This is a genomic window from Caballeronia sordidicola, assembly GCF_002220365.1.
Classification (GTDB): Bacteria; Pseudomonadota; Gammaproteobacteria; order Burkholderiales; family Burkholderiaceae; genus Caballeronia; species Caballeronia sordidicola_C.
The window spans coordinates 1-10,640 of record NZ_MTHB01000147.1 but is presented as its reverse complement, the minus strand read 5'-3'; the positions used below and the strand labels follow the sequence as shown (position 1 = coordinate 10,640).

Annotated in this window: 10 protein-coding genes and 1 pseudogene; 5 read left to right on the top strand and 6 right to left on the bottom strand. The window is 54.4% G+C overall.

What is annotated here, in order from left to right:
* A pseudogene (locus tag BSU04_RS49175) lies at window positions 1-143 on the bottom strand (ISL3 family transposase); the annotation flags it as partial.
* Window positions 144-306: 163 nt separating this feature from the next.
* On the opposite strand from BSU04_RS49175, the gene BSU04_RS22560 reads away from it, so the two are divergent.
* The 3 genes from BSU04_RS22560 to BSU04_RS45640 all read left to right on the top strand — a co-directional run bounded on the left by BSU04_RS22560 (window position 307) and on the right by BSU04_RS45640 (window position 2,729).
* Window positions 307-780 carry a response regulator transcription factor gene (locus BSU04_RS22560; protein WP_089162667.1) on the top strand — a complete coding sequence of 158 codons (474 nt, stop codon included), beginning with the start codon at window positions 307-309 and terminating at the stop codon, window positions 778-780.
* A gap of 524 nt (window positions 781-1,304) precedes the next feature.
* The gene (locus tag BSU04_RS22555; protein ID WP_306427212.1) at window positions 1,305-2,360 is read left to right on the top strand and encodes an ATP-binding protein; all 1,056 of its coding nucleotides are present in this window, start codon (window positions 1,305-1,307) and stop codon (window positions 2,358-2,360) included.
* Window positions 2,361-2,549: 189 nt separating this feature from the next.
* Window positions 2,550-2,729: a hypothetical protein gene (locus tag BSU04_RS45640; RefSeq protein ID WP_256983213.1), complete on the top strand. Its 180-nt coding sequence runs from the start codon at window positions 2,550-2,552 to the stop codon at window positions 2,727-2,729.
* A 59-nt stretch (window positions 2,730-2,788) separates the two neighbouring features.
* On the opposite strand, the gene BSU04_RS22545 is transcribed toward BSU04_RS45640, so the two are convergent.
* A complete protein-coding gene (locus BSU04_RS22545) occupies window positions 2,789-3,430 on the bottom strand; it encodes a chemotaxis protein CheB (protein ID WP_089162664.1) in 642 nt (213 codons plus the stop codon).
* A gap of 1,227 nt (window positions 3,431-4,657) precedes the next feature.
* Between BSU04_RS22545 and BSU04_RS22530 the strand changes: the two genes are divergently transcribed.
* The gene (locus tag BSU04_RS22530) at window positions 4,658-4,855 is read left to right on the top strand and encodes a hypothetical protein (RefSeq protein WP_089162662.1); all 198 of its coding nucleotides are present in this window, start codon (window positions 4,658-4,660) and stop codon (window positions 4,853-4,855) included.
* A 133-nt stretch (window positions 4,856-4,988) separates the two neighbouring features.
* Here the strand turns inward: BSU04_RS22530 and BSU04_RS22525 are convergent, their stop codons facing one another.
* Window positions 4,989-5,309, bottom strand: a complete 321-nt coding sequence (locus BSU04_RS22525; RefSeq protein ID WP_256983211.1) for a hypothetical protein — start codon at window positions 5,307-5,309, stop codon at window positions 4,989-4,991.
* A 234-nt stretch (window positions 5,310-5,543) separates the two neighbouring features.
* Here BSU04_RS22525 and BSU04_RS22520 point away from each other — a divergent pair, with 234 nt between their 5' ends.
* Window positions 5,544-6,560: a Crp/Fnr family transcriptional regulator gene (locus tag BSU04_RS22520; RefSeq protein ID WP_089162660.1), complete on the top strand. Its 1,017-nt coding sequence runs from the start codon at window positions 5,544-5,546 to the stop codon at window positions 6,558-6,560.
* A gap of 43 nt (window positions 6,561-6,603) precedes the next feature.
* On the opposite strand, the gene BSU04_RS22515 is transcribed toward BSU04_RS22520, so the two are convergent.
* The 3 genes from BSU04_RS22515 to BSU04_RS48855 form a co-directional block, all read right to left on the bottom strand.
* Window positions 6,604-7,464, bottom strand: coding sequence for a sensor histidine kinase (locus BSU04_RS22515; RefSeq protein ID WP_179258398.1), 861 nt, complete (start codon window positions 7,462-7,464; stop codon window positions 6,604-6,606).
* Window positions 7,465-8,192: 728 nt separating this feature from the next.
* Window positions 8,193-9,347 (bottom strand): DesA family fatty acid desaturase, encoded by a 1,155-nt coding sequence (locus tag BSU04_RS22510; protein ID WP_089162658.1) that lies wholly within the window; start codon window positions 9,345-9,347, stop codon window positions 8,193-8,195.
* Between the two features lie 964 nt (window positions 9,348-10,311).
* The coding region (locus BSU04_RS48855; protein ID WP_144021316.1) for an integrase core domain-containing protein at window positions 10,312-10,640 on the bottom strand (329 nt) is incomplete at its 5' end.

Below are 10,640 nucleotides of genomic sequence, written 5' to 3'. Positions count from 1 at the left end.
GCTGGACACGGTAACTTTTTCGCGTCGCAGGACACTTCGAAATCGATCCGGCGCTTGGTTGTATCGAGCTCAACTCTGGATACCATCCACGGAGCTTGCAGACCCAACGCGGAAGTAAACAGGGTTTCAACGGCAACACTCACAGACGATTCCTCGATTCAGATAAGGGCGACTACTGCCTACCATCACTTCTTCGCAACCCGTCGACATGGCCGTCGGCTTACAAAGAATCTGATGGGAAACAGCGGAGGCCATTATGGTACTTGATGTCAAGTTCCACTCAAAACGTCCTTGGGCCGAGAAACGTTGACTGATCGATCCGAAGATGATTACGCAGAGCAGTTCGCGACATGGAACGTCAAACGATTACCGATGTCGTTCGCTAGTCGTCGCATCTTGATCGGACACGAAGATAAGGTTGTTGGCGATTCACTTGCATTCTCATTGCGTCTCAAAGGGTCGCAAGTGCTGCATGCTCAAAGCCTTCAGTCCTTGCGACCCATCGCCGCTGCTTGGCGTCCTCACGCTCTTCTCCTGGATACCCGTCTGGACGTTGCCGCCGGATTTGCCTTTCTCCGAAGTCTTCAAGGAAAGGACAGTAAAAACATGCTGCTCGTTGCAATGAGCAACAGCCGACCATTTGATGCAATCGATGCCCTTAAGGCAGCGGGTTTTGACGCGCACTGTCGCCGCCCGTGTGCGACATGGCGGATTGCAGGCCTTCTCGACGACTACTTTTCTGAAACGATATTGCGTGAAACGACGCTACGACAGGCGTGATGACATTAATCTTATCCCGTGACTATCGGGTAGGCTTTTCTGATCGAACACACTTGGCTTTTCCTCATTAGGCATTGCGGTTGATCTTAGGTATATCCCTCAAGGGAGCTATCATGCGAGCACGCTCCGATTGTTGTGCAGACCTACTTCAACCTCAGAAGGAGATGTACGGAAGCGTACCGACGCCTATTGTCGCTGCAAGCAATCTATCCTCACCCTTCCCTCTCGTTACAAGCTCCGCTCTGGCCGCCTAAGTTATCACGGCGTTTTCAGGTAAGCCGGACTTGTGTGTACTAAAAGCGAAATCCGATAAGTTACCTATAAGCCCGTAACGTGTCGAATATGGCAAGAATATTAAGCACATTACGACCCTGGTGTTCTGATGCTGTGCGGATGGTGATTTCCTCTGATTAATACTGTTCCGCTAATCCCGAGGTGACGCGATAATGCACAAATTTCTGTCGAATAATCGTGAAGCACTGATTCAACGGTGCCGGGCGAAGTGCGCCCAACGATCCACGCGCGTGGCGTCCAAAGAGCAATTGCAAAATGGTGTTCCACTATTTTTGGACCGATTGATTGCGACGCTTAACCCCGAACAAACAATCGGCCCCTCGACGCGCCGGAAAATTTCGGGATCTCCAGACAGTGAATCATCTGCATGCGCGCTCGACACATCGGCGGCGAAACACGCACGCGAGCTCCTGCAGCTTGGTTTTTCGATTGATCAGGTTGTTCATGGCTATGGTGACCTATATCAAGCGATTATGGATCTCATGAACGAGGTCGATGCGTCGTTTCCCGTTGAAGAGCTCCGAACGCTTAACCGCTGTCTCGATAACGCAATCGCAAGTGCCGTTACCGAGTTTGTAACCCAACTCGAATCTATCGCGGCGCATGATACTGCGCTTCAAATCACGGAAAAGATAGGGTACTTGACGCATGACCTGCGGAGCCTTATTGGAACCGCAATGCTCGCGTTTGCAACGGCAAAGGCTGGCAATCTAGTTCTATCCGGCGCGACCGGCACCGTTCTTGAGCACAGTTTGTTCGGGCTTCGGGATTTGATTGATCAGTCACTGGCCGAGACCCGCGCCATGATCGGAAGCTCCATTGATGGGGATGTGTTTTCCGTCGCCGAGTTTATCGAAGAAGTCAAATTCGCTGCAGAACTCGCTGCTCACGTTCATGGCTGTGCGCTTGTGGTCACGGCCGTGAGTCCGACGCTCAACGCTAGAGGTGATCGAGACCTGCTTTATTCATCTCTGGGAAATCTGATTCAAAACGCATTCAAATTCACTCGTCCACACACGGAAGTTCGTTTGAGCGCATACACAGAGGCAGACCGCATCCTGATCGATGTGGCTGATCACTGTGGGGGCCTTCCTGACGGTGATGTCGAAAAAATGTTTTTACCATTTACGCAAAGCGCCAATGATCGAAGTGGTCTTGGGCTTGGGCTGGCGACAGCTCGGCAAAACGTCGAATTGAATGGCGGTAGTCTTAGCGCCCGCGACCTGCCTGGAATCGGGTGCGTCTTTACCATCAGCCTCCCTCGATACGATATGGCTGAAGGCTAACTTGCCAGACGCACCAAGTTTAAAGGGCGCCGCGTCCGATAACCCGCGCCTATCGTTGAGACAGACAACTGTCTTTCCTTATTCCCCTATGTGGCTAGCTAGATGCATTTTAAGTTTTCCTAATCGTATAGCCAGAGATTTATTCTTTTCCTTTCAGTCGAACCGCAATGCAAATTCTGCAAGCACGATATGAAGGGATACAAAGAATGCGTGAGCGCGACGAGCACGAGCGATTCTCCATGGCATGTCGTCCCCGCCGACGACAGAGAGAATGTGCGAATGATCGTGTCCCAAATTGACCTTGATACCCTCGACGAGCTCAAGATGTCGACCCGGAAGCATCCGAAGCGCGCCGGCAGGAATTGCTGACGATCCGTAAGAGGCTGGAGATGTAGAGCGCCTGGCTGGCTCGCTTGTCGATGCGCGGGTCAGGTGGCAGTTTGCATGCTCAAGGTATCTTCGTGCGCAATCCGCGCGATTTCCCGTGCGATGCCTTCGGGCGAAAGAACAAAATCGATGCACCCGGTCGCTATTGCGCTTTCGGGCATATCTGGCTCCGTAGCTGTCTCAAGCTTCTGCGCGATGGTAATGCCGCCCGCTTCCTTTATGCCACACAGCGCCGCGGCCCCGTCTCCGTCATAACCAGAGACAATCACGGCAACAAGTTTACCGTCCCAATGCTGCGTCAGGGAATGCAGAAAAACCGTGATGACGTCCGGCCATCCCCTCGGCTTCGAAATCGGTTTGAGACGAAACTCGCCATTGAGGACGTGCAGATCGCGCTGCGCCGGGATGATGAATACGTGATTTGGCTGGAGGACTAATCCTTGCGTGATCAGCTCCACCGGCATTTCGGTATAGTGCGGGAGAATCTCATGGAGGTGGGTAGCTACGAGTCTCAGGTGATTAACAATGACGATCGCAACACCCATATCGATCGGCAGGCACTGAAGTAGCCGAATATAGGCGTCGAGCCCGCCCGCCGACCCCCCCACGCATACGACAGGAAATCCCTTACTGGCAACGCCAGGGCTTTTTACCTTCAAGTGGGTTATCGCCGGTTTGTTCATAGTAGCTTGTCCGCCATGACCTCATTAAGGTTCCATCTTTGGGAATGGCAACGCCAGCCGCGGGCTTCTGTATCGCTTAATAGGCAGACGGTAAGCTAACGAAAGTCCATCAGAACCGGCCATGCCCCAGTACGCTAGGCAGAACACGCCTGCCACGCCCCGCCTGGCATCGGAGCTTGCTCTATTGGGGCCGCTCATCGGTCTCAATCCTGCCCACACCGCCGAAGCCATCGAAAAGCCAGAGCAGCACGAGAACGAGCACCGCCAAACCAAGAACTCCGCCCAGCCCAGCCCACCGTAGCGACCGTGGGCATAATACCCACCGCCGCCGAGCAGAAGTACGATGATTACTATGATCAGAATTGTATCCATCACGCATTTCTCGAGAGATCTTGATTGCTCCAGCGGAACCGGAGGCATACATCAATTTTTCAGCGCGGCCCTCGCACCGGTGGTGTCCTGAAGCTTGCGTTTGCTTTTGTCAGCCTTGCCGTCGGCGTGCAACGCGGCATCGCCTGTCAGCTTGCCGATGACATTCGTCAGCGCGCCCTTAGCCTCTTTGGCAGAATCGGCGACCTGTTCTTATTCATGGTGATGCTCTGCTGGCCTTGGAGTAAGCAGGCGCAAGTCCCGTACAGTGCGATTGGGTGCGACATGTGCAGAATAGCGGGCGGGACGGGGTTGCGGTAGGGTCGGAAAATACCTACGCTTGACAAGAGTCCAGCAATTGGCATGTTGAACTTCCACGCCAATCCAACCAACCTACCTCTCCGAGGCCTGTGAAATATCGTTCATTCGCTCAGACGACCACAAGATTCGTTGCTAAGGCTTTCTGAACAACGAGCATCTTTCCTATTCGTCGATAGAGGCCCGATTAATGCAAACGGCACGCACTTGTTAGATTCGTCTCCGTCAGCGCAACCCGTCGGAAGTTGGAATTTAGTAGGGGACTAATAGCGCTTCGACGGATCAGGACGAGGTGAGCGAGATCCTGCTGCTACGGTGCGACGGCTTGCTGAATGTCAGAACGCATAACCTTGATCTTGCCAATAGTGCCAGTCAGAGACTGGCAGGTCATGTCTGTTTATCGCTGGTTTTGTTGCAGTCGTTTCGGTCACACTTAGCTCATGCAGGAAATAGACGCCGTTGGATTGAACGAGGAGTGTCCGGTGCGCCGTCCCCCGGAGCGGCTCTCTCGCCGGCAATGCACTCTAACCAGGAGGCGAGATGGAGCCGTATAACGGTTATGTGGTATCCGCGCGGCCGCACGCCAACGCAGATGGAACATTCAGCGCTTACGGCGTCGTGTCGCTTCGACAGAAGATTGTGACCTCGTCAGGCTGGTTTGAGGTGTATTCGACCGAGTCAGGGTCGATCAGGGAAGCGCTCGCTTGGGCCAGAAAATGGATCGACGATCACGGCTAAGTGCAGTATGGATCATCACTACGACATGGTCTTCGAAGCCCGTAACGACGCTCGTCCCACCGGGTTGGGTAGGGACACACGGAGGGTCGGGCTCATAGCTAGTGTAGGCGCACGTCAAACCCACACCCGGCTATCACAGTATGCGTTCCGTACTTGCGGGCCCGATGTCGGACAGTTCAGGGGGGGCAACGACCGACTGCGCGTTCGGGTCAAGTCCAGGAAACACGACACGCAAAATCTCCTGCAGTTGCTTAGCGCAACGGCGCGCGTCTTCGGGCGCGTTTGTGTTCATGGCTTCAAACAGATTGACGAAAGCTGCCAGAAACGCATCGGAAACCGGCGTTTCACGGGAATGAGCACGCAGGAACTCGCAATAACCAAACACCCGCCGGATGAATTCAACCTGATGGGCGGCGAATTCATCATCATCAAGTGAAGGCGGGAGAACGACCAATGGCGCGTCGGAAAGCGCGGAAGGCAGACGAATGTACGAAGTTGGAGCGTTCATGCAGCAATCCCGTGTGTGCACGAGAACGGCATGAATGCGAAAGGTGTGAACCCGGCATCACGACAAGGTCGTGCGTGTGCTATAAATGTCGAACGCGTTTGACGCACCGGGTCAGAAGATAGTATTTCATGGCCACCGGGTCGTGTCAAATAAATTTGACATCTTTTTGGCTATCACACGATGCAGTTCGATTGGTACGAGTTGTTCGATGAGCTGAAACATAGAGGTCGTTTCAATAGCGATGCGCAATTGGCGGACAGCCTCGTCCTGACACGCTCGCAAATTTCCGCATGGCGAAACGGCAAAAGCGATCTAGGAACGCTGACCAAAATTAAAATCCTGGATGCTCTGGGTCACGATACGCTGCGCTCGGCGGTGTTGAGCCTGGTACCAGAAAAAAACCGTGAAAAGCACATAAGACAGCAGCAGCGCCTCATTGCACGAGTCAACCGGAGCGGAGGATTGCTCGATAAGGATCTTGTGAATGACACAGACGATAGTCTTTCACACTTGAATTATCTGCTGGCCGCCCTGCCATCGGATGAGCGGGAGCGCATCGCACCCCATCTGTCGCCCGTTTCCATGCAACTAGGTCAAGTGGTGTACGAGTCAGGCGACCATCTGAGCCACATCTACCTGCCAACTACCGCCATCATTTCAATGTTGTACGTGATGGAAAATGGCGCCTCCGCGGAGATTGCCGTCGTCGGTCGGGACGGGCTTCTGGGTGTCGCGCTCTTCATGGGCGGCGAGACCATGCCGAATCGTGCGATTGTGCAAAGCGCGGGGCAGGCATTCCGCCTGAGCGGCGAGATCGTGAAGCAGGAGTTCGCGCGAGGTGGCGCAATACAACGTCTTTTCCTCCGCTATACACAGGCGCTAATCACACAGATGGCGCAGACAGCGGTTTGCAACCGTCACCATTCGATTGCACAGCAGTTCTGCCGCTGGCTGTTACTGAGCCTGGACCGCCTCCAATCGAATGATGTCCGGATGACCCAGGAACTGATTGCGAACATGCTCGGCGTGCGCCGGGCCGGTGTTACGGAGACTGCAAAAAAATTACAGGATGACGGAGCAATCCGCTACAGCCGAGGACTGATCGAAGTGGTAGACCGCCGTGCACTGGAGGCGCAGGTTTGCGAGTGCTACAAGGTGGTAAAACGCGAGAGCGACAGGCTCTTTAGCAGCATGTGAACGGTATAGTGGTCCAGCGTCGGACGAGCGATTCACGCAGCCATCATTTGCTGCCGGAAACATCTTCTTGCGCAGCAATTATCGGAAGTCGGAGGACGAATTCACTGCCGGCGCCTGGACCCGCACTACTTGCTGAAATCATCCCGCCGTGTAGTTCCGCAATCGCCTTCACGATCGCCAGCCCTATACCCAGACCGTCAGCGCTAGACGCAATTGTCCTGCGTGATTGTGCGAAGAGGTCGAAGACATGTGGCAGGAGAGAACTCGATATACCTTGGCCGTTGTCTGTCACTGAAACCACCAGATCGTCGAGTTCGGCTCGAACAGTCAGCTTGATTGAACCCGAGATTGGGGTGTACTTCACGGCGTTAACCAATATGTTGCTGATGGCCTGGGCAAGTCGCACGGGATCGCCGTTAATCCAGATTTTTTCAGGGTGTGTTTCGATGCTGAACGTTTGACCACGCTTCTCTGCTGCAGGCCCGATTCCCTCAAGGCTGTCCGTGAGAACCGTATCGAAGTCTGTCCTGACGTTATGCAACCGAAGCACGCCATGGGCAACGCGCGTCGCGTCCAACAAGTCATCCGCGAGTTGGGTCAAATGTGCGATTTGCCTGTCGATGTTCTCGACCGATCGTCCGATCTCCCGATAACCGGACGAGACTCTCCGAATCATCTCGGTGGAAAGCTTCAGTGCATTCAGGGGACCGCGAAGCTCGTGCGCGACCATCGCGAGCAGTTCGTCGTTTCGATTCCGATCGACCCGGGCCTCGACCTGATTGACACCGCTGAAAACCAAAGCAGCAGAGCCCATGGAGCGCGGAACCATCTCATCCAATGCGCCTGTCGTATCAATGAAGGTTGGACCAGAGGACGATTGCGGCTGAACGGTAAGCGCGGACATGTTGACCTCCGCTTTGTGAGACGTTGGCGGGAACGTATGGATGCGTCGATGCCGAGCGCACGAGTGGCAAGAGGCAGTGGATTGCCGGCGTTCACCGTCCGTCGAGGCTGCCGACAGTTCGATACGCCCATGCTCGCCGATGTGTAGTACGAGCGAATACGTTCGCACAAGTGTGGTCCACACATCTGTACGGTGACCGCCGTGACTCGAGGAGGACAAATAACACGGGACCTGACGGCAGGAAACACTATGTATCTGCTTGCAGATGAATTCGATGCATACAGAGCGGCCGGGCCGGATAGCCATGAGCTCGAAGATGCATGCGTTTTGTAAGGCGATGCTTGTTGGTCGGCCTCGCATAACCGGAGAACCGTCACACTCGCGTCATCCTCGTAGCTGTTTCCGCTGTATGTCGCGGCTAGCTCCAGCGCGGCACCATTGCTAGCAATTGCCGTCGCCCAATTCGCGTCAGTGAGATGGGTAGATACATTTTTCGGTGCATGGCGTCAAACTCATTCGACACGATCGTCCACGCTACCGGGACCATAAAAAAGGCCATTTTTCAGATATCGTCCTCAGACGATCTGGTCCCGCCGTGATTCACGACATGAGACGCGACGGAAGCAGCCGCCTGTGCACCGACAAAATTCTTACCAAAGCGGATGACCGTCGAATGGATAAGCAACCGCTGCACCTCAAGTGTACTGACGAAGGCGTAAAGAAAATTCTTATAACGCCATGACACCGCTCTGCTCCGCACGACGGCACCAGTCCTGCAGTTGAACGAGCAATTGCTCGGGTGATGCATTCGACCTTTCCCAGATCGATGACAGATCTGTACGAAATTCGAGGCAGATCCGCAGCTTTGGGTCGCCGGCGTATATTTCCGGCAACGCCAGTTGCTGCAGATCGTTCCGACTCAATTGCTCCCGGAAAAACTGCCTCTTTTCGCGGCGCGCAAGATGCTTCTCATGTGGATGCAGACGCTCGCCCTTCACCAGTTCATGGCGACACGCCCTGCTGACCAGCCTGGCATATCTCGCCATGACCTCATGGCGATTGGAAAGCACCGCTTCCAGCGTCGCGTTATCGGGCACCGACTTAGCCTTGACCAAATGCAGCGTCGGCGCAACTCTCTTGACCCTGGCTAACCCCAGGCTCGAAAGGATACAAATGTACATCCAGCCGATGTCAAACTCGTACCACTTGTTTGATAGTTTTGCCGAAGTCGCATAAGCATGGTGATTGTTATGAAGCTCTTCGCCACCGATCAATATTCCCAGCGGAAAGAGGTTCGTACTTTTATCGGCCGGCCCGAAATTGCGGTAGCCCCAAAAGTGCGCGCAGCCATTAACGACTCCACCTGCCCAGAACGGAATCCATATCATCTGAACGGCCCAGACCGATACGCCGACGATACCGAATAGTGCGACGTCTATCACCATCAGTAGACTTATTCCAAGATTCGGGTACCTCGCATAGACGTTTCGCTTCATCCAGTCGGTCGGTGTGCCGTGACTGAATTTTCGCAACGTTTCTTCGTTCCTGGCTTCCGCGGTGTACAGCTCCGACCCTTCGAAAATCACCTTCCAGATTCCGCGCGTCTGCGGGCTATGGGGATCCTCATCGGTTTCACATCTGGCGTGATGCTTTCGATGAACCGCAGTCCATGGGCCGGTCCCAATGCCCGTTGTCATCCAGAGCCAGAAACGGAATGTATGACTGACAGTGAGGTGCAGTTCAAGCGACCGGTGCGCCTGGCAACGGTGGAGATAGACCGTCATGCAAACGATAGTGACATGCGTAGAGATGAGCACGGCCAGGAGAATCTGCCACCATGAATATCTTAGCAATCCGTGGGAGAGAAATTCGAGCAGAGACATAAAATCGTTACCCTCGCGACGGTGAGTCGTCTTGACGCGCTCGATACAGACGGAATTGGACGCCAAAATCAACGCGTGCAAGAAGACGTGCCGCGGAAAGAAATAGCATTAGTGGTTCATGCTGTGATCCAGTCATGAAGCGCAGGTGATTGCGACCCGGAAATCGCGAGCGAGCACTCTGCATACGTTAGCCTAGAAAGCACCATGCCGTGCATGCAGCAATCAGCACACAATGCACGCATCTAAGGGATGTGATGGTCCCTGCGGCTCTGCACCGAGCTCCGAAAACGCACTGAGCTTCGCGCGTTTCCGGAGTGTTCGAATAAGTCGACATTCGCACAAGCAGGTCAACTGCGACACACACGCAGGGACGTCGGCTTATCAGATTCCGTCCACCGGGGATTCGCCATTATTCTGACGATATAGGCCGGTCGCCCTAGGTCGCGCATTCACCGGTCTCAACAACCGCTGAGGCTCGCCCGGTGAAATAGCACAGTCCCCCTTGCAACTCGGTGCGTCTGTACGGTGGTCAGTACTCGGATAAACCGACCAGATTGATCGCATAGTTCGGTCGCGAAGCGCACCGTGCGATGAACGTGTGATTGACCGCCCGCTCGCTGGTGCGTGCGGCGTTCGCTCGTGCCGCTGTCACTTCACTCGGCCGAGCCATGCCCATCGATTCGAGGCGTCGTACGGCACCGTACCGACGACTACCCTGATTGGGCGCACTGTTGCCTTTGATCGTCTTGAACCTGCGATCTTGAGACAGCCCGAAACGGTCGTGCGGGAATTGTCGATTTCCGCTGCCCCAAGGACGACTGAAGTGTGCAGAGCGGTGTAACCATGAACTTACTCACCTTTGTTTTTTTATCTCGCACTTCTGCTGGGCAGCCTCGCCGTTAGCTAACGGATAAGTGTGCATCTAGCGCGGCGCGTGTCAAACGCTTTGAGACAATATTTTTGATTAGTTTAGTGTGCAATTCTGTGTTTTCTTGTCATCTCCTTTTGCCGGTTTCGGCATGTTGATACCGGCCTCTGTCGGCAGTGCTGGCGGATGAGGTTGGCAATGTTTGAAGCGGTTGGGATGCTGCAAAAATGCGGTTTTCAGGACAAGGGCGCGTTGCTCATAGATGGCCGTCGCTGCGCCAGAATGCATGGCGGCAGGTGTCATATAGCCGATGCCGGAATGACGGTGATCATCGTTGTACCAGGCGAAAAATGTCTGGCAGAACGAACGTGCATCTGCAAGCGAATTGAACCGTTCCGGAAAATTTGGCCGGTACTTCATGGTCC